Origin of the sequence: Nocardia sp. NPDC002869 (assembly GCF_046764065.1) — a bacterium.
Taxonomy (GTDB): domain Bacteria; phylum Actinomycetota; class Actinomycetes; order Mycobacteriales; family Mycobacteriaceae; genus Nocardia; species Nocardia rhamnosiphila.
Genome location: NZ_JBKOOL010000014.1, coordinates 1 through 26098 on the forward strand (window position 1 = coordinate 1; position 26098 = coordinate 26098).

Consider the following 26098-nt stretch of genomic DNA (forward strand, 5'->3'; position numbering starts at 1 on the left):
CCGGCCGCCGCCGCGGCAACGGCTGCGGCCCGGGCGTCGGCCACATCGATGGTCGAACAGTCGATGAACAGCGTGCCCGGGTTGGCGGCCGGCAGCAGTTCGTCGTACACGGTGCGCACCAGCTTGCCATTGGTGAGCATGGTGATCACGATGTCACGACCGGTAGCCGCGGCCACACCGGAATCCACCAGCGCGACCCCGTCGGCGCGGGCCTGTTCCTGCGCCGCGGGCGAGGGGTCGAACGCGTGGACGTCGTACCCGGCCTTGACCAGGTTGGCCGCCATGGGGCCGCCCATATGGCCGAGGCCGAGGAAGCCGATCGTCTTGCTCATTGTTTGTCCTCCGGAATCGTCAAACCCAGTTCCCGCGCACCGAGTTCGGCGAAATATCCGTCGACCTGCGCGGTGGTCACATCGGACAGAGTGGCGGGCGACCACTGCGGGTTGCGGTCCTTGTCGACCACCTGGGCGCGGATACCCTCGACCAGGTCGTGCGAGGCCAGCGAGGAGATCGACACCCGGTACTCCTCGTTCAGCACGGCCTCCAGGCTGCCGGCACCCTTCGCCGAACGCAGCGACCGCAGGGTCACCTGCAGCGCGACCGGCGATTTGCCCAGTACGTCGGTGGCGGCCTTGTTCGCCTCCGGCGATTCGTGGGCCTGCAGGCGGGCCACGATCTCGGCGACGGTATCCGCGCTGTAGCAGGTATCGATCCAGTCGCGTTGCGCGACCAGGGTCGATTCCGGTGCCTCGGCGGCGAATTTCGCGATGGCGACATCCGCGGCCTCGGTCTCCACAGTGGCCAGCAGCGCCGGAATCCGGTCGGCCGGAACGTAGTAGTCCGCGAAACCGGTCGCGACGGCATCGCCGGCCCCGAGCCGCGCGGTGGTGAGCGCGATATGCGTGCCCAGTTCACCCGGTGCCCGGGACAGCAGGTAGGTGCCGCCGACATCGGGGATGAATCCGATACCGACCTCCGGCATGCCGACCTTGGACCGTTCGGTGACGATGCGATGGCTGCCGTGCGCCGACAGGCCGACCCCGCCGCCCATCACGATCCCGTCCATCACCGCGACATACGGCTTCGGATAGCGGCCGATGAGCGCGTTGAGAATGTACTCGTCGCGCCAGAACTTCCCGGTCGCCGAATCCGCCGCCGCGCCCACATGCCCCGCCGCCTGCTGTTCCTTGGCGTCGTGATGGATGGCGACGATATCGCCGCCCGCGCACAGGCCCCGCTCACCGGCGCCGGTGATGGCCACCGTCCGCACCGAATCGTCGGTGGCCCAAGCGCGCAACCGCTCGGTGATGGTGAGCGTCATCGCGTGGTTGAGGGCGTTGATGGCCTTGGGCCGGTTCAGGGTGATCAGGCCCAGGCCGCCGTGCTGTTCGACCAGGACTTCGGGATCGTCGCTCATTCATTTCCTTTCGCGCTCGCCGCCGGGCGTCCGCCGATCACGACACACCCGCCACGGACGCTGTCATCGACCGGGCGACGACCATCCGCATGACCTCGTTGGTGCCCTCCAGGATCTGGTGCACCCGCAGGTCACGGACGATCTTCTCCAGGCCGTATTCGGCCAGGTAACCGTATCCGCCGTGCAGTTGCAGCGCGGCGTTGGCGACCTCGAAACCGGCGTCGGTGGCGAACCGTTTGGCCATGGCGCAGAGTTCGACCTTGTCCGGGGCGTCCGCGTCCAGCGCCGCCGCGGCCCGCCACAACAGGGTCCGGGCGGCTTCGAGTTCGGTCCGCATATCGGCCAGTTCGAACTGCAGTGCCTGATTGTTGAGCAGCGGAGCGCCGAACGCATTGCGCTGGGCCAGGTAGGGCACGGTTTTCTCGAGCGCGGCCTGCGCCCCGCCCATCGAGCACGCGGCGATATTGAGCCGCCCGCCGTTGAGCCCGTTCATGGCGATCCGGAACCCGTCACCCTCGGCGCCGAGCCGGTTGGCCACCGGCACCCGCGCGTCGGTGAGGATCACCTGGCGGGTGGGCTGGGCGTTCCAGCCCATCTTCTTCTCGTTGGGCCCTACCTCGAGACCGGGCGTGTCGGCGGGGATGACCAGCGTCGAGATACCCCGTGCCCCGGTGTCCTGGGTGCGGACCATCATCACGTACAGGTCGTTGCTACCCGCGCCCGAGATGAACTGCTTGGAGCCGTTGACCAGGTAGTCGTCACCGTCACGCACCGCGCGGGTGGTGAGGGCGGCGGCATCGGAACCCACACCGGGTTCGGTGAGCGCGTAACTGGCCAGCTGGTCCATCGCCGTCAACCCGGGCAGCCACTGCCGGCGCTGGTCGTCGTCGCCGTAGGCGTCGATCATCCAGGCCGCCATATTGTGGATCGAGATATAGGCCGCCACGGTGGGGCATCCGGTGGCGAGCTGTTCGAAGATCCGCACCGCGTCCAACCGGCGCAGGCCGGATCCACCGAACTCCTCACCCACGTAGATGCCGCCGAGCCCGACCGCACCCGATTTCCGCAGCATATCCACCGGGAAGTGTTTGTTCTGGTCCCATTCCACGGCGTGCGGCGCCAGGTACTCGTCGGCGAATTCCCGGGCGGTGTCGCGGATGGCCCGCTCGTCTTCGTCGAGCGTGAACACGGCCGTCATTCCATCGTGGGGATGACGAAGCTGTTGCTCTCCTTCAATCCCGCCGGCCAGCGCTGGGTCACGGTCTTGGTCTTGGTGTAGAAGCGGATCGAATCCGGGCCGTGCTGGTTCAGGTCACCGAACCCGGACCGCTTCCAGCCGCCGAAGGTGTAGTACGCGATCGGCACCGGGATCGGGACATTGATACCGACCATGCCGACCTGTACGCGGGCCGCGAAATCGCGGGCGGTGTCACCGTCGCGGGTGAAGATCGCCACGCCGTTGCCGTATTCGTGGTCGTTGGCCAGGCGCAGGCCTTCCTCGTAGTCGGCGGCGCGCACGACGCTGAGCACCGGACCGAAGATCTCCTCCTTGTAGATGGACATCTCCTTGCCGACCCGGTCGAACAGGGTCGCGCCGACGAAGTACCCGTTCTCCGCGCCGTCGACGGTGAGCCCGCGGCCGTCGACAACCAGTTCGGCGCCCTCGTCGATGCCCTGCTGGATGTACTTCTTCACCCGGTCCACACCGTCGAGGCCGACCAGCGGCCCGTAGTCCGCGCCCGGATCATCGGATTTGCCGATATTGAGCTTGTGCACCCGCTCGGTGAGCTTCTCGACCAGCCGGTCCGCGGTCTCCTCGCCTACCGGCACGGCCACCGAGATCGCCATGCAGCGTTCACCGGCGGAACCGTAGCCCGCGCCGATGAGCTGATCGGCGACATCGTCGAGATCGGCGTCGGGCATGACGATGGCGTGGTTCTTGGCGCCGCCGAAGCACTGGGCGCGTTTACCGTTCGCGGTGGCGGTCTCGTAGATGTACTGCGCGATCGGAGTGGAGCCGACGAAGCCGACCGCTTTGATCCGAGGATCGTGCAGGATCGTGTCCACGGCCTCCTTGTCGCCGTTGACCACGTTGAACACGCCCTCGGGCAGACCGGCTTCGAGGAACAGTTCGGCCAGCCGCAGCGGCACCGACGGGTCGCGTTCGGAGGGCTTGAGCACGAAAGCGTTACCGGTGGCCAGCGCGGGACCGGCCTTCCACAGCGGAATCATGGCCGGGAAGTTGAACGGGGTGATCCCGGCGACCACACCCAACGGCTGGCGCATCGAGTAGACATCGATCCCGGTACCTGCGCTCTCGGTGTACTCACCCTTGAGCAGGTGCGGGATACCGACCGCGAACTCGATGACCTCGAGGCCGCGCTGGATATCGCCCTTGGCGTCGGGGATGGTCTTGCCGTGCTCACTGGACAGCAGTGCGGCCAGCGAGTCGATCTCATCGTTGACCAGGGTCAAGAACTTCATCAGCACCCGGGCCCGGCGCTGCGGGTTGGTCGCGGCCCAGGCCGGCTGCGCGGCTTCGGCATTCGCGATAACGGCTTCGACCTCGGCCCGGCTCGCCAGCGGCACCCGGGCCTGCACCTCGCCGATATTCGGGTCGTAGACATCGCCGAACCGGCCGGAGGTGCCGGGGACGTGCTGCCCGCCGATGAAATGTGTGAGTTCTCGAACCATGCGATTCCCTGCCTCGTGTCGGGGGTGGCGGGCGCGGCGCTGCGGCCGTCCGTCACACGAAGATCGTTTTGCGGGCTTCCAATAGTTGGACGTCCAAGCAAAACGATACACCCGGCCCCGGGCCGAAACCAGACTTGTCCGCAAACACGCCGACCGCGTCCGCGTGGCTCGGAATCTACCCAGCTAACCGATGGTTTTCGTGGACCGGGCCAGCAGATAGCTGCCGATCCCCAGGACCACCGCGCCGATCACCAGGATCGCCCCGGACGCACCGGCCGACTCACCGGTCCACTCCGCGACCGCCTCCACCGCCGCCATTGTCAGCGCGGCGGCGCCACCGAGAACCAGCACCCAGGACCGATCGGTGGCGTAGACCCCGAAGCACATCACTGCGACCACGGCGGTGAGCACGTAGGCCGGCCACCTCCCGTCGAACGCGTCGACGGTCTGCGCCCCCGCCACCGCCAGGACCACGCCCGCCAGATACCCGGCCCACACCTCGAGCACCACCCGGGCCCGGGTGAGACCGAGCCAGCCGATACCCAGCACCAGCACCCCGCCGCCGACCCAGCTGTCGTCGAGGTCGAAGACCTCGTCCAGTACGCCGACCACCAGTGCCACGCTGAATGCGGTACACACCAGCAGACCGAGCAGCGACGGCAACGCGGCATACCCGGCGGCCGCCGCCAGCAGACCCGCCCCCGCCGCATAGACCCAGGTGGTGTCGCTGCCGACATCCCCGTTGTCGAAAGCCGACCCCGCGGCCGCGGCCACACTCGCCGACGCGAGTACGAACAGGACCACCGCCAGCCGGGTCCGCGCGGTGTGCCCGGTATCGGGTATCGACCGCCACGCCGCGCGCAACAACACCGAGCGACCGCCCGCCGTCGCCACACCGGCCACGATCAAGCCGAGAGCGACCAGCGCGAACAGGACGAACCGGCCGAGTTCGGCCATATCGTCCCAGGACTCCACCAGGATCAGCACCAGTCCGCTCAACAGCAGGCCCGCCCCGGCGTAGGCCGCGATCTCGGCCAGCAGCCGGGCCGGCGTGGGCCGCGGCCGTTCGTGCCGCAGCGCGGTGACCACCGCGGTCAGCTGGGTTTCGTCGAGCACCCCCTGCTCGACCAGATCGCGCAGCGCGGCGGGCGCACGACCCGGTTCCGGCGCCGCCGCACCGGGACTCTTCGGTTCCACCACCGGGCCACCGACCGGGCGGGGCGGGGGGGAGGGCGTGGATTTTCCCGTCACGACGCGGTGTTGTTTTTTGCGGCCACAGACCCAGTTTGGCATCCTCCCAGCCCTAGAGGGCAGGGATTGCAACCCTCGCGGGTTGAGTTTTCTGCTTCACCGACGACCGCCCGCCCGGAGTACTCCGTTGAGGTCTTACACCATCTCCACAGACAGACACCGCCGGCCCGGCGGCCACAATATTCTTGGCTGCATTGACATCCCGATCATGGGTGACACCGCAACCACACGTCCACTCGCGCACGTTCAGCGGCAATCTGTCCCGGACAGCGCCGCAGTCCGAGCACAATTTCGACGACGGGAACCACCGGTCCACCGCGATCACCTCGCGACCATACCAGCAGGCTTTGTACTCCAACATGGTCCGGAACTCACTCCACGACGCATCGCTGATAGCGCGGGCCAGCGAACTGTTGCCGAGCATATTCCGCACGGTCAGGTCTTCGATCACGAGCGTTTGGTTCTCACGCACGAGCCGAGTAGTGATCTTGTGCAAGTGATCGCGCCGCCGGTCGGCGATGCGGGCATGCACGCGGGCGACCTTCAACCGGGCCTTGGCACGATTGTTGGAGCCCTTCTGTTTCCGAGACAACCCGCGATTGGCTTTCGCCAACCGTTCCCGATCCCGTCGTTCGTGGCGCGGGTTGGTGATCTTCTCACCCGTGGACAGGGTGAGAAGATGCGTCAGTCCCGCGTCGATCCCCACGGCCGCAGTCGTTGCCGGGAGGGGCTCCACAGCCGGATCGTCGCACAGTATCGACACGAACCAGCGGTCGGCCGCATCCCGGGAGACGGTGACCGTGGACGGCTCACCAGCCTCGGGCAGCGGACGCGACCACACAATGTCCAGCGGTTCGCTCATCTTCGCGAGGGTGAGTTTCCCGTCGCGCCAGCGGAACGCCGACCGCGTGTACTCGGCCGATACGCGGGACTTCTTGCGGGACTTGAAACGCGGATATCGGGCACGTTTGCCCCAGAAGTTGGCGAACGCGGCCTGCAAGTGCCGCAACGCTTGCTGCAGCGGCACCGACGACACCTCGTTGAGGTAGGCGAATTCGTCCCGGCGTTTCCACTCGGTGAGCATCGCCGAGGTCGCCGCATAGTTGACACGCTCTCCACGGACCCACGCGACGGTCCGAGCATCCAACGCAAGGTTGTACACCTTGCGGACACACCCGAACGTCCGCCCCAACTCCACAGCCTGGGCGTCGGTCGGAAAGAAGCGGTATTTAAAGGCCCGCTTCACCTGCCCGCTCACGTTTCACACCCTAACACGTTAATTTGTGAACACCGAAGAGAGTGGCGCGGCAGCGTCGAGCATGAACTTGACGCGCTCCTCCCGGCCCTGAAGAACCCGGGTTCCCCCCGCTACGAGATCCGATGAGCGCCGGATCCGCCGACTCGTCCGACGCGAGCCGAACGGCTCCCCCGGGCCCTGGGCACGCGCTACCCTCGGCGACCAGACCACAGACGATCGCAGGAGGTGCCGGAGCGCAATGGACATCGGCGAGATCCGGATCATCGACGCCCACATCCACCAGTGGGACCCGTTCACCACCGCGCGCGAGTTCAGCCGTACGGCGAAACTGTTGCGTGCCGTCCCGGTCCCGCTCCCGCTCGCGGTACGTCTCGCGCCGCGTAGGGACCGGGAGTTCATCGGCGAGCCCTCGGCCTACCTGGCGCCGTACCTGCCCGCCGACTACCGGACCGACGCCGGCGACCTGCCGGTCGAATCGGTGGTGCACATCGAGGTCGAGTGGACCGGCCCCAAGGTCGAGGAGACCCGCTGGGTCACCGCCCTGCCGTTCGGGGTGGACACCCCCGCGCTCGCCGCCGTGAGCGCGAGCGGATTCCCCGGCGCCCCGGGATTCGCCGAACTGCTCGACGCACATCTCTCCGCCTCGCCCCTGGTACGCGGGGTGCGCAGTATGGTCGCCCACCATCCGGACACCGGCATCCGCAGTTTCACCACCGACCCGGGCGCCCTGCACAGCAACGCGTTCCTGGACGGCTTCGCCGCACTGGTCGACCGCGATCTGATCTTCGAGGCCTGGGTCTACTCGAACCAGCTGCCGGAACTGATCGCGCTGGCCCGGCGCTACCCCGAGGCGAAGATCGTGCTGAACCACCTGGGTACGCCGGCGGGGATCTTCGGGCCGATCGGCAAGTACACCGGGAACGACGCCCGGCAACGCGCCGCGATATTCGAACGCTGGCGCGCCGATATCACCGCACTGGCCGAGTTCCCGAATGTGGTGGCCAAGGTCAGCGGGCTGATGATGCCGATCCTGGGCCACCCGGTCCCCAGACCCGGCCATCCGACGCCGGTGGCCCGCCTCACCGACCGGATCGGCCCGCTGCTGCGGCACGCGGCCGATGTCTTCGGCGCCGAACGACTCGTCTGGGGATCGAATTTCCCGGTCGACCGGCCGATCACCTCGATGACCGGCAGCGCCGAGGCGGTGGCGACGGTGCTGGCCGAACATCTCGGCGGCACGGAGTTTTTGGCGAAGGTGTTCCGCACCAATGCCCAGGGGGTATACCGGCTGGAATGACCGAGCTACCGGACTGGACGGCCCTTACGCGGGGCGGTCCGGACTCCATTGCGCATCACAGCTCGAGCAGGCCCTCGGCACTCCCGGGTGGATCTGCCCGGTCTAGGGAATTGCTTCCCAGCCACCCCAGGGGCGCGGACCGCGGCGGCCACGGAGGGAGTCGACGCGTAGTCGGGCTTGCCCGAGACGGGCGGGTTCCTTCGCAGCGGCTTGTGCCGCCATGCAGGTCATCCGCATTTCGCGTATCTCTCGAAGCAGTCGGAAGCCCGACCATTCGGTGACGTCGTAGCCGTACGCCGCCACGAATTCGGCGTACCGCTGCGAGGTGATCCAGCCGAACGAGCTGTACTTGATGGCGGTCGAAGTCAGATCCCACTCAGGCGGGCCGATGGAAGCGCGTTCCAGGTCGAGGAACAGAGTTGAACCGCCCTCGGTCGTGACGACGTTGCCCTCCCAGGCATCGCCGTGGATCGGCCCCCACGGCAGCCCTTCGGGCCGGGCCGGCCAGGCTTCTCGTAGATGGGCCAGGCGCTGCTGGAGCCACCGGCGGTCGTCGGCGGGCAGGGTGACCGCGGCCTCGATCCGTTGTTCGAGCCGAACGAAGGGGTCCACTTCGGCGAGGAATGGTGGCGGGTCGAGCGCGTGGAGCCCGCGCAGGGCTGTGGCGATTTCGGTGGCGGTACCTCCACGGTGCTCGGGTAGCTCTTTCCAGAAGGTCACCGGCCGGTCGTCGACCATGACGAAGTTTGTCGACATGGCGGCTGGTTCGACGGCGGGCACATCGACGCGGCGAAGCCAATCAGCGATCAGCAGTTCGCGTTCCGCAGCGGCACGCTGGCCGGGTTGGGCGACCCGGACGACGACCCGCTGCCGCGGAAGCCGGTAGATGGCGTTCTCCGACACCTTGATCACCGTCAGGTCGGTAACTGTCAGCCCGACCGCCGCGCAAGCAGCGCGAGCTACGGCCTCGAGCACCTGGTCGGTCATCCAGTGGCCGGCGCAAGGTCAACCCCCGCGCGACGTGCGTAGGAACGTAGTTCGTGGACGTCCTCGGCAGCGCGCATGGATTTGAGACCGGATGCGCGGCCAACCGCGACGGTGCCGATCTCGGCGGCTTCGTCGGGATCCCCGGTCGACATCGTCAGTGATGCCAGTTTGATCATCGAGATCGTACGCGACCGTTCCGCGTCGGAGGTGTGACCGGCGACTGCGGCTTCCAGCCGTCCGCGGGCCTCGCTGCGGAACCTGCCGCGGACCGCGATGTCGAACAGTGCGTGCCCGGTGTCGCCGGCGTGCTGGGCACCATCGTAATAGGCCATCCAGGAGGGACCTTCAGCTGGCTCGGAGTGGCTGAACTGCTCGTCTGCGCGGCCGATCGCGGTGGCGACCGCGTCCACGTCTCCGAGTTTCCCGTAGGCGCGGGCCTGTGTCGTGAACAGCATGGCGCGTTCGGTGGCGGTCAGCCGGTCCGAGTGCAGGAATGCGCTGGTGGCAAGGCGGAGCCCGTCTTTCGGCTTACCGGTCCAGATCGCGTGACGCGCCATGGACGAGAGGATCTTGGCCCGGAGTTGCCAGGCATCTGCCTGTTCTGCGCATTTCAGGGCCAGTCCGAACATTTCGGTGGCATCCCTGTGCGCGCAGGCGTCGAACGCCATGAACCCTGCTGTGTGGCTGAGATATCCCACAGCGGAGTACAAATCGCTACGGAGTCCCGGTGCGCAGCCTGCGTGCAGGTAGGACACGGCGACGCGCAGCTGGGCGGCAACGACCTCGCGGACCAGACCGCCGCCATACAGGGCATCCCAGCCGGCGAAGAGGTCGGAGGCGGCCCGTAACTGCTCGATCTCCGCGGCGCCGACGCGGGCGGGTATCGCAGTGGATCGGGTGTCGTTGAGGAGTTGCATGAGGCCGTGAGGCGAGGCGGCTGCTGTCGCCGTGACCGCTGCCGCGGCCCGCAGGAATTCGTTGCGGTTCACTTCGCCGAGCGTAGACGCGGGGGGCAAACCGAACCACAACAGCTCAGCAGGGATGCGAAGGACCTGCGCCCATCGGATGAGCTTCGTCAGGTGCTCAGGGGCGGGACCCGTCTCGATGCGACTGAGCTGTGCCTGGGTGAGATCGAGCCAGTTCGCGACCTTTTTCTGCGCTATCGGCTGTGGGCCGTGGAGGGGATGGGTGCGGTAGGCGTAGATGACTCGCCCCATATGCCAACTCGACAGCGCGGCGAGCATGTGTTCGCTCCACCAGAACTGCGCTGGCATCTCCAGCGGCGTGTCAGCGGTGGTCGGAGTGCATGAACCGCACCACTCACCTGGGTTGTAGCGGCTGAGCAGGCCGCCGCAGTCGACGCAATAGCGCTCCTCGATACCCGTCATCTTCCCCCACTCCAAAGATGTCGCAAGCCTTCCCATTTCCGCTGACGGTATCACTGTGCGGCGCAGCGGATATGCGTCTCACGCATACGCCGAATACACCTCAGTCGTCGCCGAGCCCGGCACAGTGTCGATCGTCGTACGCGGCCCGGCGCAGGCGGAACGATTCCTGGTGATGGATAACAAAACCGGAGATACGTGGTGGCAGTACGGCGCGGCCGGGGAAACGCCCGAAGACGCTTGCCGTAAGCGCATGACCAGGGAGCGGTTCGAGGAGCTGGTCACCTCGCTCACCGACTGGAACGTCACTTGAGTTGAGCGAGGTACACCACCGCGGGGTGCCATCGAGAGAGGCGACGGGCACCCCGCGGCGGGTCCGTTACCAGCCGTACAGGGAGAAGCGGCGCCGGGCCGAGATATGGTGCAGCGCCTCCCGGCAGTACGGGATCATCCGCTCCGGCAGGGCATCGAGAGCAAACCAGGCCAGATCATCGCATTTGTCCGGCTCCATGTTCGACGGTTCGCCCTCCCACAGCCCGACCTCGAAGAAGAACGCTGCCCGGCCGCCGGAAGACGAGTTGTGCATGATGTGGGCGAAGCCGACTGCACCGGGGTCGATCGTTACCCCGATCTCCTCTTTCGCCTCTCTCACCAATGCGGCCACGACCGACTCGCCCGCTTCCAAGTGCCCGGACGGTAGATGGTAGGCGCCATCCTCGTAGCCGGTGCTCGCCCGGCGGCCGAACAGCACGCGCCCATGCCCATCGCTGAGCAGCAAGTGGACATCCCCGATCACCTTGTGGCGTTGCCCGCCGGCAACCGTCATCACCAACCCACTCTCTCGTACGCGCGCCCGCTCGAGCGTCGCGACCAACACCGTATTCCGACGCAGTTCCGCGCATATGCGTCTGACGCATATCGCCCGGACAAGCCATCGATTCTGGAGAGCTCATGCAAGACCTACCTCATAGGCTGAACGAGGACCGGATCTGCTACCCGCCGCCGCGGAAGCCGATCGAGCCCATATCCGAGGAAGACCTGCATCATGCGGTCAAGGCGATGCGCGCGGCATGGCCGGAACTCCGCGATAATGCTGGATGAGTGCCGGGCCCCGCCCGATCTCAACACCGGGAAGGCCCGACCACCATCCGTTCTTCTCGAATGAGCACACTCGGATTCGATATGGGCATGGGAACTTTCGTACTTCGGCCTTGCCCACGATCTCGTTCATACGCTGAATCGCCGTGGACAGACGCCGCCGACCTCTCGCTAACAGACACCCCGATCATCGAGGGAGCAGGCGAGTTTATCCCGGAGACCGACCAGAACTGGTCATGGTCGAATACATGCCCACCAGAGCCCGCCCCGCCTCCGCCGCCGTCGACTCGTCCGCGGACAGCATGCGCAGTGCCCGCCGCAGCAGCGCCGGATCCAGATCGTCGGGGGCCGGGCGGATCTCCGGTGCCGGCAGGGCGGGCAGTTCCAGACTCTCGCCGTAGGGGTCGGCGAACTCTTCGCCCTCCGGCACCGCCGCCTCGACCCCGCTGATCAGGGTGTCCAGGCTCAGCCCGCGCAGGATCAGCAGGTCCCGCGGATGGTCGTCGAGGCGTTCGGCGAGCAGGCAGGCGACCGCGACCGCGTGTTTACACGGCCACCCGGGATCCGGGCAGGTGCAACCGAAATCGATATCGGCCGCGGTCTCCGGGAGCAGGTGCGGTGCGAGTTCGCGGGGCAGATCCCCGGAGACCACGCGGGCGAGCATGCCGGGCGAGCCCCGGATCAGCTCGACCAGCAGCTCCACCTCCTCGTCGCGCAGGCGCCGGAAATCGCAGGTCGTGGCGAACGGGCGCGGCTGGCTGCCCTGCACCTCGGCGGCCACGACACCGGGCTCGATCCGGTAACTCACCACCTGCCCCGCCCGGGCATAGGTGCGGCCCCGGGCGAGCCGACCGGGTTCGGCGAGCCGCTCGACCACCTCCACGAAGGCTTTGCCCCAGAAGGTGCGGGCGAAGGCGCCGCGCCGGCTGCGCGCGCCGACGCCACCGGAAACGGCTCGGCGCCTGCCGTACTCGCCGAAGTCGGCCATTACTCACCCACCGCCTCGGCGCCGAGGGTGAACAGCCGGGCCAGATCGTCGTTGCCGAGTTCGGTGATCCAGTTCTCCCCGACCCCGACCGCCAGATCGGCGAGTTCGCTCTTACCCGTGATCATCTCGTCGATACGTTCCTCGATGGTGTCGACGCAGACCAGTTTGCGCACCTGCACCGCCCGGCGCTGCCCGATGCGGAACGCGCGGTCGGTCGCCTGGTTCTCCACGGCCGGATTCCACCAGCGATCCAGATGCACGACATGATTGGCGGCGGTCAGATTCAGTCCGGTACCCCCGGCCTTGAGCGAGAGCAGCATGATCGGCGGGCCCCCCGCACCCTGGAACGCCGCGACCATCCCGTCCCGTCGTTTCTTGGCGACTCCGCCGTGCAGGAACGGGATCTCGCCACCGAACCGTTCGGCGAGGTACGGGACGATGAGCTCGCCGAACTCGCGGAACTGGGTGAACAGCAGCGCCTTCTCCCCCTCGGCCAGGACGGCGTCGAGCACATCCTCGACCAGCGCCAGCTTGCCGGATCGGTGGGCGCCGCGCCGCAGCACCGCGGAGGAGTCGCCGAGGAAATGCGCGGGGTGATTGCAGACCTGCTTCAACCGGGTGAGCGCGCCGAGCACCGCCCCCTTACGGGCCATTCCCTTGGCATCGCGCAGTTTCTCGAGCATATCCTCGACCACCGCCTGATACAGCGCGGCCTGTTCGACGGTGAGGTTGGCCCGGACGGTCATCTCGAGTTTGTCCGGCAGATCGCTGATCACGGCGGGATCGGTTTTCACCCGGCGCAACAGGAAGGGGGAGGTCACGGTGCGCAGCCGGGCCACCGCGTTCTCGTCGTTCTCCCGCTCGATGGGTACGGCGAAGCGGGCCCGGAAGGTCTGCGGGCTGCCCAGTAGTTTCGGTACCGCGAAATCGAAGATCGAGCGGAGTTCTTCGAGCCGGTTCTCCACCGGCGTACCGGTGAGCGCCAGCCGGTGCCGGGCGGGCAGCGCCCGGGCGGACCGCGCCTGCCGGGTCGCCGCGTTCTTGATGTGCTGGGCTTCGTCGAGCACCACCCGTTCCCACTGCTGCCGGGACAGCTCGGCGATATCACGGGCGAGCAGCGCGTAGGTGGTGACCACCAGATCCGCTGCGGCCACCGCCGCGTCGAGGTCACGGCCCTGTGCGCGCCCGGGGCCGTGGTGCACCAGGACCCGCAGGTCGGGCGCGAACCGTTCGGCTTCGCGCTGCCAGTTGCCGACCACCGACATCGGGCACACCAGCACGGTCGGCCCGGGTGCGCGGTCACCCTCGCGTTCGTGCAGCAGCAGGGCCAGCACCTGGACCGTCTTACCCAGACCCATATCGTCGGCGAGGACCGCGCCGCACCCGAGCCGGTTCATGGTCGCCAGCCAGGCCAGGCCACGTTCCTGATAGGGGCGCAACTGGGCCTTCAACCGTCCGGGCACGGGTACCGGATCCACCGGGCGATCGGGGTCGAAGAGCGCGGCGGGCCAGCCGCTCGCGGTGACCTCGGTCAGCGGCACGCCTCCGGCCCGGTTCTCGCTGATCTCACCGATCAGATCGGAGAGGGTGATCTCGTTGTCACCGTGGTGCAGGGCCACGAACTTCGCGGCGGCCGCGAGCACGGTGTGATCGGCCTGCACCCATTCGCCGCGCAGGCGCACCAGATCGGACTGGGCCGAGATCAACCGCTGCATCTCGTCCTGGGACAGCACGGTGTCGCCGAGTGCCAGTTCCCACCGGTAGCCGACCAGCCTGTCCAGCCCCACCGTGCTCTCGGCGGCGGGTACCGCGGCGCCCTCGACCCGCAGCCGCAGGCTCGGCTCGGTGATGTTCCAGGCTCTGGGCAGCAGCAGCGGAATACCCGCGGCCGACAGCGCCTGCGACCCGTGCGCGACCAGATCGGCCACCACCTCGGTCGGTAGCAGCAGATCGAGGCTGTGCGGGTCGCCCGGGACATCGCGCAGCCGGGGATAGGCGCGCTGCGCCCGGCCCAGCCATTCCAGGCCCAATCGCACCTCGTCGGCCGCACCGGGAACCGGGATCGGCCGCGGCGCCGTCCCGTCGGCCCGCAGGCAGACCTCGAGGCGCCACAGCGCGGACGTGTCCGCGGTATCGGCGAACTCCCCGTCGGGTTCGCGCAGCCGCAACACCAGCCCGGTCTCGTCGGAGACGCGGCTCTCCCGCCACTGCCGCAGCACCTCGGCCACCTGATGACTGCCGGTCTCCACGGGAACATCCGTGCGCAGACCGTGTATCAGCGGATGCGGGTGCGGATCCGCCGCGATCAGTTCCCGCACCATCGGATCGGTGAGCTCGGTGACCATATCGTCGAGCACATCGCCGGGCGGCCCGGCGACCCGCAGCGCCGGCGGCAGCAGGGCGGCGAGTTCGGCGAGCCAGGCCCGCCGGCCGGACCCGCCGGACAACCGCCAGCGCGCCCACCATTCACCGTCGTCGCGCCGGAGTTCGGGAACCACCGCGCCGGCCCGCACCCAGCGTTCGATCCCCTGGGCGATATGGCCCAGGAAGCGCAGATCCCCGGCCACGGCGCCGGCCGGCAACCGCTGTCGCAGCGCGGCGGCGGCCGGCCCCGGGGCGAGCGCGTGCGCCCGCACCGTCTCCCGCCGGGTGCCCGCGTCGTCCACCACGAGCACCTCGGCCCGGTGCCGGAAGCGCGATTCGGCCAGTACCGACCCGAGCAGCCCCGGCACGGGCGGTCCGTCCGCGCCGCCGGGGGCATGCCACAGCAGCAGCCCGGAACCGGGCGACCACAGTCCGTGCAACATTGCCCCATCAAATCAGCCGGGTGCGACAGCCCGCGCACCGTCCCCCACCTCGGCATCCCGCGGCGCGGGCCGGGGGACGCGATACCGGCCCGGCGCACCCGGGCTGTCTCTGGATTTATCCCCCGCGACGGCACATACTGGGAAATATCCGCTGGTCACCACTGATATCCATACCCGCCGAGCGCAGCCCCGCCGGGCGGCTCGGGCTGCCTCCGGCGGCCACGCGCGGCGCCCGGCGCAGCCCGGCCCGCGAACAGCGGTCCCATCACACAGCGGCATCCCGGCACCGCGGTGCCATCGAAAAGCGGAGGGCAGCAGTATGACGATTCTGCTCCAGGTTCTCGAGCAGAGCTACACGCCGACGACCCCGTGGGAACGGCGCAAGTTCACCTTCGTGAATGCCGACAAGATCGTCGGCATGCGGCTCGACGGGCAGTGTGGAGTATGGCTGGACCTGTCCCGGCCCGGCGAGTCACAGCGTCTGGCCCACACCACCGTGCCCGAAGAGGCGGTCACCTTCCTCCTCACCGCGTTCGCCAAGATCGCCGAATGTACCGACAGCGGTGGGTCCTGGGTGATCGGTCACGACGGAGTACATATCGAATCTTTGGTCGCCACGCGCTTCCCGCCCCGCAGCAACCGGGTCGACAACGACGAACTACTGGCCCGCGCCTGGCTCTGACTCCGAAATCGCGGTAGCTGTCGGAGGGGTCCGGTATACCGGTATCCGTGATGACACGGGGGACGATTCACGCGGTCACCGCTCTGTGTGCCGCCTTTCTGCTACTGATTTCGGGGGCCGGATGCGCGGCGGTCACCGGGCAGCGGCCCGCACCGGGTAGTCCGGGGCGGGCGCAGCTCGAACAGTTGCTCGGCGCGGTCCGGGTGGTGTCCCAACGCCCGCATCCGGGCGGATACGAACGCGGCTGCGGGGCCGGGCAGGGGTGTGTTTTCGGCCCTGCCTGGTCCGACGACCACGACGGCCCCGGCGGCCGGGACGGCTGCGATACCCGGAACAATGTGCTCGCGCGCCAGCTCACCGGAGTCGGCTACCGGCCCGGCAGCCACCGGTGCGTCGTACAGTCGGGCACCTTGGCCGACCCCTACACCGGCGCCGTCATCGTGTTCAGCAAGGAGAACGCCCGGCGGATACCGATCGACCACATCTTTCCGCTGGCCGCGGCCTGGGATCTCGGGGCGGCCCGGTGGCCGGCCGCGCAGCGGGTCCGGTTCGCCAACGATATCGACTACAACCTGCAGGCCACCGACGACGCGGCCAATACCGACAAGAGCGACGGCACACCCGCGGACTGGCTACCGCCGTCCCGGCCCGGGCACTGCTACTACGCGGGCCGCTACCTCACGGTCGCGTTGCGCTACGGGCTCCCTGTCACCGCCGCCGATCACGCGGCGCTGCGCCGGGTGGCCGCGACCTGCGGATGATCACCCGGCCTACACCCCCGTGGCGACCGGCCGCTTCGGATCGTGGGCCCACTGCGACCAGGAGCCCGGATAGAGCGCCGCCTGAACACCCACCACGGCGAGCGCCGCGATCGCGTGCGCGGCCGTGACACCCGAACCGCAGTACACCGCGACCGGGGCCTCGCCGATCTCACCGAACCGCTCGCGCAGCAGGTTTTCGGGCAGGAAGCAGCCGTCCTGATCGAGGTTCTCGCTGCTCGGCGCGCTGATCGCGCCGGGTATGTGCCCGGCGCGGGGATCCAGGTGTTCCTGTTCGCCGCGGTAGCGCTCGGCCGCGCGGGCGTCCAGCAGGACCCCCTCCCAGCGGGCGACCGCGTCGGCGTCGATCACCGGCAGCCGGCCCGGCCGGAATTCGATATCGCCGGGCGCCGGATCGGGTTCCACCCCGGTGGCCAGTTCGCCGCCGGACCGGGTCCACGCCGGGAGCCCGCCGTCCAGGATCCGGACATCGGCGATACCCGCCCAGCGCAGCAGCCACCACGCCCGCGCCGCCGACATTCCGCCGATCGCGTCGTAGACCACCACCGGATCGCCCGTGCACAAACCCCAGCTGCGCGCGCATTTCTGGAGCCGGCTCGGGTCCGGCAGCGGATGCCGGCCGCGGGCGGGTGAGGGCAGGGCGGCGAGTTCGGTATCCAGGTCGACGAACACCGCTCCGGGTATATGACCGTTCTGGTAATGCTGCGGCCCGTCGGGATCGCCGAGTTGCCAGCGCACATCCAGCAGGCGCAGATCTTTCTCTGTTGATTCCCGGAGTTCTTCAGCCGAGATCAATACCGCGTTCAACGCAGCTCCTCGTCCAAGGGTCTGGAACAGATTTCGCCACCGTACGCGCGGGCGGTCCGCGAAGTCCATGCGTACACGGATATCCGCGGGTGAATTCTGGCGTCAGATCCGGGCGAGCAGCGTCAGCGGGTCCTCCAGCAGGCCGGCGACGGTCGCCAGGAAACGGGCCGCCGCCTCACCGTCGATCATCCGGTGATCGAAACTCAACGTCAGCGTCGCCACCGAGCGGATCGCCAATTCGTCCCGGAAGACCCACGGCCGTTTCACCACCGCACCCAGGCACAGGATCGCGGCCTCGCCCGGATTGACCAGCGGCGTACCGGATTCCACACCGAAGACGCCGACATTGGAAATGGTGAACGTGCCCCCGCGCAGATCGGCCGGGCCCGCCCGGCCGCCCCGCGCGGTGTGGGCCAGCCACCCGATCTCGCGGCACAGTTCCCGCAGGCCGAGGGTCTGGGCGTCCTTGATATTGGGCACCAGCAGCCCGCGCGGGGCGGCCACCGCGATACCCAGGTTGACGTAGTGCCGGGTGACGATCTCCCCGTTGGCCTCGTCCCAGAAGGTATTGATCACGGGAAATTCGGCCAGCGCGGCAAGTACCGATTTCGCCACCAGCGCGAGCAGGGTCGGGGTGATTCCTTCGAAGGATCGGGTGGCGCGCAGATGTTCCAGCAGCTCCAGCGAGGCCGTGACATCCACCGTGATCGAGGTATCGGCCTGTGGGATCGTGCGCGCACTGGTCACCATGGCCGCCGCGATCCGCTTACGGACCCCGGCGATCGGCGTGCGCTCCTCCCGGACCGACCCGGCGGCCCGTTCCCCGGCCGGCGCGCCCTCGGCGCCCGGATCGCGATCGCGGGTATCGGGTACCGAAACCGGCACCGCGCCACGGACATCCGCGACGGTGACCGCCCCCTCCGGTCCGGAACCGGCCACATACCACAGGTCTATGCCCAGCTCCCGGGCCAGTTTGCGGGCTCCCGGCGTCGCGGCCACCCGTTGCGATTCGGCCGTGGCTCCACGCGCGGAGTCACCCCCGTGTTCCGCTGGCTCCGGCACCGTCCGGGCCGTCGCGCCGGGTGGTCCGCCGATCACACCGCTGTCGTAGGACATCCCGTTACTCGCAGACGGCTCCGCCGGCGGTGCCGCCGCGCCGCCGGAGCGCTGCCCACCGCGCCGCCGCCGCGAGACCTGCTCCTCCGACGGCCCGTAACCGACCAGCACCGAGGGCCGCCCCTCGGCGCCCGTTTCCGTTGCGGTCGTGCGTATCCGGAGTAGCGGCGCACCGACGTCGATGGTCTCGCCGGGCTCGGCGAGCAGTTCCACCACGGTCCCCGCGAACGGGGACGGTAGCGCGACCACCGCTTTGGCGGTCTCGACCTCGGCAATGGTCTGGTTCAACGCGATCTCGTCGCCCACCGCCACCGTCCAGTTCTGGAATTCGGCATCGGTGAGTCCTTCGCCGAGATCGGGGAGACGGAACTCCAGGATCTCGCCGGTATCTGCGGCACGACCTTCGTCGGCGCGGGCGTCGTCGTCCACGGTTTCGGGCACCTCCGGCTGGCATCAGGGCGGGATCACACGTCAGGCGGCAAGCGTTCGATCGACCGCCTCCAGGATCCGATCCGGGTCGGGCAGATGATGCTTCTCGAGCTTAGCCGGAGGGTAGGGGATATCGAACCCGGCGACCCGCAGTACCGGTGCCTCGAGCCGGTAGAAGCACCGCTCGGTGATCCGGGCGGCGATCTCGGCGCCGATACCGCCGGTGCGCGACGCTTCGTGCACCACGATGAGCCGGCCCGTCCGGTCCACCGATTCGGCGACGGTGTCCACGTCCAGCGGCGCCAGGCTCCGGAGATCCACGACCTCCAGCGAGATCCCCTCCTCGGCGCCCGTCTTCGCGGCGGCCAGCGCGGTGGCGACCGTGCCCCCGTAGGCGACCACGGTGGCATCGGTCCCGCGCACGCACACCCGGGCCCGGTCCAACGGCAGGTCGGGTTCGGCGGCCGGGTCGAACTCGGCCTTGTCCCAGTACCGGCGCTTGGGTTCGAAGAAGATCACCGGGTCGTCCAGGGCGATGGCCTGCCGGATCATGGTGAAGGCGTCGGCCGGATTGCTCGGCGCCACCACCCGCAGCCCCGCGGTGTGTGCGAAATACGCCTCCGGTGACTCGGAATGATGCTCGACCGAGCCGATGCCGCCCCCGAACGGGATGCGGATGGTCAGCGGCGCCCGCACCGCGCCACGGGTCCGGTAGTGGATCTTGGCGACCTGGGAGACGATCTGGTCGAACGCCGGATACACAAACCCGTCGAACTGGATCTCGCACACCGGGCGGTAGCCCCGCAGCGCCATCCCGAACGCGGTGCCGATGATCCCCGACTCCGCCAGCGGAGTATCGATCACGCGGCGGTCGCCGAAATCCTTCTGCAGCGCGTCGGTGACCCGGAAGACGCCGCCGAGCCGGCCGATGTCCTCACCCATCAGCACCACTTTCGGATCCTCCTCGAGCGCACTGCGCAGCCCGGCGTTGAGCGCCGCGGCGAAGGTGGTGATCATGAGCGGACTCCTTCCTCGCGCGGGGTGGGCGCGACGGTGGCGAGCGGCCCGGCCGGGTCGTCGGCCAGGTAGGCGAGATAGTCCCGGCGCTGCTCGTCGAGGCCCCGGTGCGCGGTCGCGTAGACGTGCTCGAAGAGTTCCCCGGGTTCGGGGTCGGCCATGGCGAGGGTCTCGCTGCGCATCCGGTGGGCGACCTCGTCGGCGCGGTCTTCCACTCGCCGCCGGGTCTCGGCGTCGAGCAGGCCCTCACGCTCCAGTAGCCGCCGCATCCGCAGGATCGGGTCCCGCCGCGCCCATTCCTCGGTCTCGGCCGCGGCGCGGTAGCGGGTGGGATCGTCGGCGGTCGTATGCGGACCCATGCGGTAGGTGATGGCCTCGATGAACGAGGGCCCACCCCCGCTGCGGGCGCGCGCGACCGCCTGCCTGGTGACAGCCAGTACCGCAAGCACATCGTTGCCGTCGACCCGGATCGCGGGGATCCCGTAACCGATCGCGCGCTGGGCGATCGGGGTGGCGCTCTGCAACTGCACCGGCTCGCTGATCGCCCAGTGATTGTTCTGGCAGAAGAACACGACCGGGGCGCTCCAGCTCGCGGCGAAGGTCAGCGCTTCGGCGATATCGCCCTGGCTGGTGGCGCCGTCCCCGAAATACGCGACGGTCGCGATCTCGGCGCCGTCGAGGTGGGCGGCATAGGCATAACCGGTGGCGTGCAACCCCTGGGCGCCGACCACGATCGCCGGGTTGGCCATATTGGCCACCGCCGGATCCCCCGCGGAATGCGAGACGCCCCGCCACATCCTGGTGATGGCGCTCGGCCGCACACCGCGGCAGTAGGCGACGGCGCTCTCCCGGTAGCTGCCGAACACATAGTCGTCGGGGTGGAGTGCGTGGGCCGATCCCACCTGGGCCGCCTCCTGCCCCTGGCAGGGAGCCCAGAGGCCGAGTTGCCCCTGCCGGGCCAGTGCGACGGCCTCGTTATCGATCCGCCGGGTGACCACCAGGTCTTCGTAGAGTCCACGCAGTTCACCGGGCCCGATATCGGCGACCAGGGCCTGATAGTCGGGGTGGTGCACCCGAGCGCCGTCGGGCTGGATCAACTGCACCGGATACTCGGTTGTGCCGGGCATCGGCCTCGCCTCCTCACGCGGGTCACGCGTCGATGTGGCCTGTACCACATAGCATCCACGCTTAAGCGTTCTGCGCAAGTCTTGATCCGACAACTGAGCAGGTTGCACGGTTTTGCGGCCCCTTCCCCTGTCATACTGCGTTACATGACCAATCCAGAGCCTTCCGATGCGGCGGTCGACGCCACCGATGCGCGCCTGCTGCTGGAACTGATCGCCAACCCCCGGGCCACCGGTGTGGAACTGGCCGCCCGGCTCGGACTGTCCCGCAATACCGTGCAGGCGCGGCTCACCCGCTGGGAAGCCACCGGCGTACTGGGCAGTTTCGAACGCCGGGTCGAGTTGCGGGCGCTGGGCTACCGGCTGTCGGCCTTCGTCGCGGTGGTCGTGGACCAGCACCGGCTGGAAGCGGTGGTCGGCGAATTGGCCGAGATCGCGGAGGTGACCGAGGTGTGCGGTATGACCGGCCCCACCGACCTCACGGTCCGGGTGGTGGCCCGCGACGCCGACGATCTCTACCGCATCACCGGGCAGATCCTGAAGATTCCCGGGGTGGTCCGCACGAATATGGCCCTGGTGATGCAGGAATCGGTGGGACCGCGCACCGCCCCGCTGCTGCGCCGGCTCGCCGAGCAGGCGCGCTCCGCAGACGGGCGCCGATCCGATTAAGCGACACATAGGGGCATATGTCGCATGTAAGCGTTAGAGTGCCGACATGGAGCTCTCAGGCACAGTAGCGGACACTTTCTCGGGCCGGACCGCCATCGTCACCGGCGGTGGGTCCGGTATCGGCGCGGCGCTGGCACGACGGCTGGCCGACCACGGGGCGCAGGTCGTCGTGGCGGACCTCGATCCGGCCACCGCGGAGCAGGTGGCCGGCGAGATCGGCGAAAACGCCGTCGCCGCCGGCGGGGACGCCGCCGATCCCGCGGTGATCCAGCGGCTGATCGATACCGCGGAATCCGCCTTCGGCCCGGTGGACCTGTACTTCGCCAATGCCGGGATCGGCGGCGGAGCCGGACTGGACAGCACCGACGCGCAGTGGGCGGCCGCCCTGGAGATCAACACCATGGCCCATATCCGCGCCGCCCGCCTGCTCGTCCCCGGCTGGCTGGCGCGCGGTACGGGCTACTTCGTGAGCACCGCGTCGGCGGCCGGACTGCTCACCCAACTGGGTTCCGCACCGTACTCGGTGTCCAAGCACGCCGCGGTGGGTTTCGCGGAATGGCTGTCGATCACCTACGGCGACAAAGGTATCCGGGTCAGCTGTGTCTGCCCGATGGGCGTGGATACGGCGCTGCTGCGTGAGGGGATGATCCCGCCGGACAACGAGGCCGCCGGGCGGCTGGCCATCAACGCCGTGAAATCCGCGGGCGCGGTGCTCACTCCGGAGGAAGTCGCCGATACGGTGCTGGCCGGGATGGCGGCCGGACAGTTCTTGATCCTGCCGCACCCGGAAGTGCTGACGATGTACCAGCACAAGGGGTCGGACTACGACCGCTGGATCCGCGGTATGCGCCGATTCCAGCACGCGCTGGAGAGTCCCGACTCCTCGCAGTGACTCCCGCCGTGCGCCGGGCTCCGCGGTGACGCTCCCGCCGCCGTCGCACTCACCCACGCCCGGCCGGCGGAGTCGCGGCGGCCTCTGCCGATACGGCCACCGGAGGCGGTGGTCACGCGCGGGACGCACCGAAATGCCGGGTGACCATAACTCGGTGAATGGGCCCGGTGAGGTGGATACGGCGGCGCGCATCCTCGATTCCGTGGTCGAGATCATCGAAGCCGACGGTTACGACGCGGTACAGCTGCGCACGGTCGCCAAACGGGCCCGGGTATCACTCACCACGGTCTACAGCCTCTACAGCAGTCGCGACGAGCTGATCGTGGCCGCGGTGGCGGCGTGGATGGCCGCGCACTCCTATGACGAACTGGCTCTGCATCCGCGGGCGGGCACCGGCTGGACCGCCAGGGGTTCGAGGCCGTCCTGCCCGCCGCCGCGCACCTACTGGCCGGGCTGGACCGCGATTACGTCACCGATATCGCACTGGTCATGGTCAATCTCTGCTACGCGATGGTCGGCCGACTGGTCGACGGGACGGCCGGCGTGCCCACGATCCTGTCCTCGCTGTACCGGGTGATGCACCGTTTGACCAGCGACAACACCCGACTCGCGACACAGCGACCGGCGCCGGGCGCCCGGAAACCGGGTGCTCTCCGGGAAGCTTCCGGAGAGCCGTTTCCGGCTACTACTCGGTGGCGTCGGTGACCAGGCCCGCGGCGGCCTTGCGGATCACCTCGGGGATCTCGACCGGTTTGCGCGTTTCCTCGTCCACGTAGACGTGGACGAAAGTCCCGGTGGCAGCGAGCTCGAGATCGTCGCCCGCCTCCCGGAAGATCGCGAGATCGTAGGTGATGCTGGACCGGCCGAGGCGGGCGATCCGCAGACCCACTCGCAACAGGTCGGGGAAACTCAGCGAGGCATGGAAGCGGCACGACGTCTCGGCCACGATCCCGATGGCGGGCAGTTCCCGGATATCGGTACCCGTCGCGTCGATCAGCCAGGCATTGACCGCGGTATCGAAGTAGGCGTAGTAGGTCACGTTGTTCACGTGCCCGTAGTGGTCGTTGTCGGCCCAGCGGGTGGGCACCGGCCAGAGCACCGGATACTGGGGCGTCACCCGGCCGACGATACCGGGTTCAGCCGGCCGTGGGCACCGAGGCCGCCCCGAGCCGGTGATCGCGCGGGCTCACCCCGAACTGCCGTTTGAACGCGGTACTCAACGCGAAGGCGCTGCCGTACCCGACCCGGCGGGCGACGGTCTCCACCGTCTCGTCGGTGCCCTGCAGCAGATCGGCGGCCAGGTCCAGCCGCCACTCGGTGAGGAAGGCCATCGGCGGCTCGCCGACCAATTCGGTGAACCGCCGGGCCAGGGCCGCCCGCGAGGACCCCACTTCCCGGGCCAGATCGGCCACCGTCCAGCCGTGGGCGGGGTTGTGCTGCAGCAGCCGCAACGCCTTGCCGACCAGTGGATCGCTGTAGGCGTGATACCAGGGCGGTGCCTCGTTCCCGGCGAACCAGGTGCGCAGGGTCGCGATGAGCAGCAGGTCCAGCAACCGGTCCAGCACCGCGCTCTGCGCCGGCCGATCCTTCACGGTCTCCTCCACCAGCAGGCTCAGCACCCGCTCGTCGGAACGTCCACGCGGCACCACCAGGGTCTGCGGCAGCGCGCGCAGCAGGCGCCGGCTCACCGCACCCGCCTGCTCGTAGGACCCCGTGACCAGCACGGTTTCCCCGGCGGGGTCGTTACCCCACTGCCGCACACCCAGGCTCATCGTCTCGCAGAGCACCTCACCGTCCACCGTGGTGGTGATCTGGCCCGGGTTGATCAGGATCTGCGGCTCGGTGGCGGGGTCGTCGGCGACGGTATAGGGCTGCGGTCCCCGGAACACCGCCACATCCCCGGCGCCCATGCGATACCGGCCGCCGTCCTCGGTGAGAACCCACGCATGCCCCCGGATCACCGCGGCCAGCGTCAACGGCGATTCGTCCTGGATGCGTAGCGACCACGGCGGGCTCAGCAGTGAACGCAGCAGGAACGCGCCCCGCGCCCGCGGACCCTCCAGCAGCCCGGCCAACGCATCCATTCGCCCAACGATAGCCGTGGCGCCGGGCCCCTGACGGCTCCGGGCCGCCCGGTGGCGGGAAAGATGGATACGGCCCGGCTCGTCCCTGCTCTCGACTCCGCGGTTCGCGACACTACAGGTACATGCCGGAATCGGGAGCAGCCGCGGTGACCGCGATATCCCCCCGGCCGTCGCGGAGCGCGACCAGCTCCGCGAGCGTCGACTCCGTGGCGGACCCGGCGGCGGGGTGATCCCCCAACCAGGTCCGGGCTTCGGCGGCCGACAGCTTCCCGATCTCCAGCTGGGCCAGACAGCGCCCGGGCCGGGTGACCGCGGGGTGCAGTCGCGACAGATCCTCGTTGGTGCTGATCGCCACCAGCACCTCGCGGCTCTGCCCCAGCATCCCGTCGGTGAGGTTGAGCAACCGGGAAAGGCCCTGTCCCGAAGAGCTTTTCGCCTCCGCGTGGATGAGCTCGTCGCAGTCCTCCAGGATCAGCAGCCGCCAGCGGTCGGCCTGTTCGTCCTCGCGTTCGGCTCCCATCGCCGCGCGCATCAGATAGCCGGGCTTGGCGAACAGCATCTCGGGATCGAGTACACAATCGGCCTGGCACCACTCGGACCATGATCTGGCCAGCGCCCGCAGCGCGGTGGTCTTGCCGGTTCCGGGCGGACCGTGCAGCAGGAGCAGCCGACCACGAATATCGCCCGGACGCAATGTCATCAGGCGGTCCAGGGCGTCGGCCACGTTTCTGCTGTAGTTCCCGCGGATCTCCGGCCACTCCGGCGTGGTGACGGTGAGAACCCGGCGGGTGGCCCCGCGGTCGCTCTGGTGCCAGAACCCCATCTTCACCGAGGCCAGGTCGGCAGGGGCCGCCTCCTCGGCGCCGCGCGTCGCTTCCGCGACTATGCGTTGGGCCAGTTCGTCGCTGATCGCGGTCACTTCCACAGTGGCCGATTTGTCCGCCCACCGATCGGCGCGCAATGCCCAGCCGTCCCCGAGCACGAGGATGGACAGCGCGTCGGCTTCGACCACCTGTCGCGCGATCGCCGAACCCGGCGGGCGCAAGGGCGCGTCGGCCCGCACGCGCTCCAGCTGACACTTCCGGTAGAAGGGCTGCACGCCCCGGCCGAAGAGGCTGAGCGCCAGCATGTCCAGCAAGTTACGCGGGGTGGAATAGGAATCGAGGACGGCCGACCACGGGAGGGCGTCGGCGGGTTCGGCGGCGGTGCTGTCGAACTCGATCAAGCGCAGGGGTTCGTTGCGTTCTGGCATCGCCGACCATGATCTGCCCACCGTCACGACGGCGTCCACCCGTTTTCCGCACATCGCCGGTGAAC

General features: G+C 68.7%; 25 protein-coding genes. 7 read left to right on the forward strand and 18 right to left on the reverse strand.

Annotated elements, in window-relative coordinates; genetic code table 11:
* The 6 genes from ACLML9_RS04170 to ACLML9_RS04195 form a co-directional block, all read right to left on the reverse strand.
* Positions 1–332: NAD(P)-binding domain-containing protein (locus ACLML9_RS04170; RefSeq protein ID WP_411944214.1), on the reverse strand; the 332-nt coding region annotated here is incomplete at its 3' end.
* Positions 329–1417 (reverse strand): enoyl-CoA hydratase/isomerase family protein, encoded by a 1089-nt coding sequence (locus ACLML9_RS04175; protein WP_411944215.1) that lies wholly within the window; start codon positions 1415–1417, stop codon positions 329–331. The genes ACLML9_RS04175 and ACLML9_RS04170, both read right to left, overlap by 4 nt.
* A 37-nt stretch (positions 1418–1454) precedes the next feature.
* On the reverse strand, positions 1455–2606 hold the full coding sequence (locus ACLML9_RS04180) for an acyl-CoA dehydrogenase family protein (protein WP_411944267.1): 1152 nt from the start codon (positions 2604–2606) through the stop codon (positions 1455–1457).
* Between the two features lie 5 nt (positions 2607–2611).
* A complete protein-coding gene (locus tag ACLML9_RS04185; RefSeq protein ID WP_411944216.1) occupies positions 2612–4111 on the reverse strand; it encodes a CoA-acylating methylmalonate-semialdehyde dehydrogenase in 1500 nt (499 codons plus the stop codon).
* A 183-nt stretch (positions 4112–4294) separates the two neighbouring features.
* On the reverse strand, positions 4295–5311 hold the full coding sequence (locus ACLML9_RS04190) for a hypothetical protein (RefSeq protein WP_411944217.1): 1017 nt from the start codon (positions 5309–5311) through the stop codon (positions 4295–4297).
* 103 nt (positions 5312–5414) lie between these two features.
* Positions 5415–6620 (reverse strand): RNA-guided endonuclease InsQ/TnpB family protein, encoded by a 1206-nt coding sequence (locus ACLML9_RS04195; protein ID WP_411944218.1) that lies wholly within the window; start codon positions 6618–6620, stop codon positions 5415–5417.
* A 238-nt stretch (positions 6621–6858) separates the two neighbouring features.
* On the opposite strand from ACLML9_RS04195, the gene ACLML9_RS04200 reads away from it, so the two are divergent.
* A complete protein-coding gene (locus ACLML9_RS04200; RefSeq protein WP_411944219.1) occupies positions 6859–7917 on the forward strand; it encodes an amidohydrolase family protein in 1059 nt (352 codons plus the stop codon).
* A 102-nt stretch (positions 7918–8019) separates the two neighbouring features.
* Here the strand turns inward: ACLML9_RS04200 and ACLML9_RS04205 are convergent, their stop codons facing one another.
* Both ACLML9_RS04205 and ACLML9_RS04210 read right to left on the reverse strand, forming a co-directional pair.
* Complete coding sequence (locus ACLML9_RS04205; protein ID WP_411944220.1) at positions 8020–8904, reverse strand: phosphotransferase enzyme family protein; 885 nt, start codon at positions 8902–8904, stop codon at positions 8020–8022.
* On the reverse strand, positions 8901–10292 hold the full coding sequence (locus ACLML9_RS04210; protein WP_411944221.1) for a helix-turn-helix domain-containing protein: 1392 nt from the start codon (positions 10290–10292) through the stop codon (positions 8901–8903). Before ACLML9_RS04210 ends, ACLML9_RS04205 begins: the two co-directional genes overlap by 4 nt.
* A gap of 55 nt (positions 10293–10347) precedes the next feature.
* Here ACLML9_RS04210 and ACLML9_RS04215 point away from each other — a divergent pair, with 55 nt between their 5' ends.
* Positions 10348–10602: a hypothetical protein gene (locus ACLML9_RS04215; protein WP_411944222.1), complete on the forward strand. Its 255-nt coding sequence runs from the start codon at positions 10348–10350 to the stop codon at positions 10600–10602.
* A 66-nt stretch (positions 10603–10668) separates the two neighbouring features.
* Here the strand turns inward: ACLML9_RS04215 and ACLML9_RS04220 are convergent, their stop codons facing one another.
* From ACLML9_RS04220 to ACLML9_RS04230, 3 genes are all read right to left on the reverse strand, one after another.
* Positions 10669–11115 carry an NUDIX hydrolase gene (locus tag ACLML9_RS04220; RefSeq protein WP_411944268.1) on the reverse strand — a complete coding sequence of 149 codons (447 nt, stop codon included), beginning with the start codon at positions 11113–11115 and terminating at the stop codon, positions 10669–10671.
* A gap of 480 nt (positions 11116–11595) precedes the next feature.
* On the reverse strand, positions 11596–12375 hold the full coding sequence (locus ACLML9_RS04225) for an SWIM zinc finger family protein (RefSeq protein WP_411944223.1): 780 nt from the start codon (positions 12373–12375) through the stop codon (positions 11596–11598).
* The gene (locus ACLML9_RS04230; protein ID WP_411944224.1) at positions 12375–15182 is read right to left on the reverse strand and encodes a DEAD/DEAH box helicase; all 2808 of its coding nucleotides are present in this window, start codon (positions 15180–15182) and stop codon (positions 12375–12377) included. Before ACLML9_RS04230 ends, ACLML9_RS04225 begins: the two co-directional genes overlap by 1 nt.
* A 319-nt stretch (positions 15183–15501) precedes the next feature.
* Between ACLML9_RS04230 and ACLML9_RS04235 the strand changes: the two genes are divergently transcribed.
* Complete coding sequence (locus ACLML9_RS04235) at positions 15502–15864, forward strand: hypothetical protein (RefSeq protein WP_411944225.1); 363 nt, start codon at positions 15502–15504, stop codon at positions 15862–15864.
* Positions 15865–15914: 50 nt separating this feature from the next.
* A complete protein-coding gene (locus tag ACLML9_RS04240) occupies positions 15915–16625 on the forward strand; it encodes an HNH endonuclease family protein (RefSeq protein WP_411944269.1) in 711 nt (236 codons plus the stop codon).
* A 9-nt stretch (positions 16626–16634) separates the two neighbouring features.
* Here ACLML9_RS04240 and ACLML9_RS04245 read toward each other — a convergent pair whose 3' ends face one another.
* The 4 genes from ACLML9_RS04245 to pdhA form a co-directional block, all read right to left on the reverse strand.
* Positions 16635–17450, reverse strand: a complete 816-nt coding sequence (locus ACLML9_RS04245) for a sulfurtransferase (protein WP_411944226.1) — start codon at positions 17448–17450, stop codon at positions 16635–16637.
* A gap of 102 nt (positions 17451–17552) precedes the next feature.
* The gene (locus ACLML9_RS04250; protein WP_411944270.1) at positions 17553–18944 is read right to left on the reverse strand and encodes a dihydrolipoamide acetyltransferase family protein; all 1392 of its coding nucleotides are present in this window, start codon (positions 18942–18944) and stop codon (positions 17553–17555) included.
* Positions 18945–19037: 93 nt separating this feature from the next.
* Positions 19038–20012: an alpha-ketoacid dehydrogenase subunit beta gene (locus ACLML9_RS04255; RefSeq protein WP_356959041.1), complete on the reverse strand. Its 975-nt coding sequence runs from the start codon at positions 20010–20012 to the stop codon at positions 19038–19040.
* On the reverse strand, positions 20009–21139 hold the full coding sequence (pdhA, locus tag ACLML9_RS04260) for a pyruvate dehydrogenase (acetyl-transferring) E1 component subunit alpha (protein ID WP_411944227.1): 1131 nt from the start codon (positions 21137–21139) through the stop codon (positions 20009–20011). Before pdhA ends, ACLML9_RS04255 begins: the two co-directional genes overlap by 4 nt.
* 144 nt (positions 21140–21283) lie before the next feature.
* Here pdhA and ACLML9_RS04265 point away from each other — a divergent pair, with 144 nt between their 5' ends.
* The 3 genes from ACLML9_RS04265 (at position 21284) to ACLML9_RS04275 (ending at position 23274) form a co-directional block, all read left to right on the forward strand.
* A complete protein-coding gene (locus tag ACLML9_RS04265) occupies positions 21284–21805 on the forward strand; it encodes an Lrp/AsnC family transcriptional regulator (protein ID WP_411944228.1) in 522 nt (173 codons plus the stop codon).
* 46 nt (positions 21806–21851) lie between these two features.
* The gene (locus tag ACLML9_RS04270) at positions 21852–22697 is read left to right on the forward strand and encodes an SDR family oxidoreductase (RefSeq protein WP_411944229.1); all 846 of its coding nucleotides are present in this window, start codon (positions 21852–21854) and stop codon (positions 22695–22697) included.
* Between the two features lie 154 nt (positions 22698–22851).
* On the forward strand, positions 22852–23274 hold the full coding sequence (locus ACLML9_RS04275; RefSeq protein ID WP_411944230.1) for a TetR/AcrR family transcriptional regulator: 423 nt from the start codon (positions 22852–22854) through the stop codon (positions 23272–23274).
* A gap of 108 nt (positions 23275–23382) precedes the next feature.
* Here ACLML9_RS04275 and ACLML9_RS04280 read toward each other — a convergent pair whose 3' ends face one another.
* The 3 genes from ACLML9_RS04280 to ACLML9_RS04290 all read right to left on the reverse strand — a co-directional run bounded on the left by ACLML9_RS04280 (position 23383) and on the right by ACLML9_RS04290 (position 26033).
* Positions 23383–23814 (reverse strand): acyl-CoA thioesterase, encoded by a 432-nt coding sequence (locus ACLML9_RS04280; protein WP_411944231.1) that lies wholly within the window; start codon positions 23812–23814, stop codon positions 23383–23385.
* 19 nt (positions 23815–23833) lie between these two features.
* Positions 23834–24781, reverse strand: a complete 948-nt coding sequence (locus tag ACLML9_RS04285; protein ID WP_411944232.1) for an AraC family transcriptional regulator — start codon at positions 24779–24781, stop codon at positions 23834–23836.
* Positions 24782–24893: 112 nt separating this feature from the next.
* Positions 24894–26033 (reverse strand): DUF5925 domain-containing protein, encoded by a 1140-nt coding sequence (locus ACLML9_RS04290; protein ID WP_411944233.1) that lies wholly within the window; start codon positions 26031–26033, stop codon positions 24894–24896.
* Positions 26034–26098 lie beyond the last annotated feature (65 nt).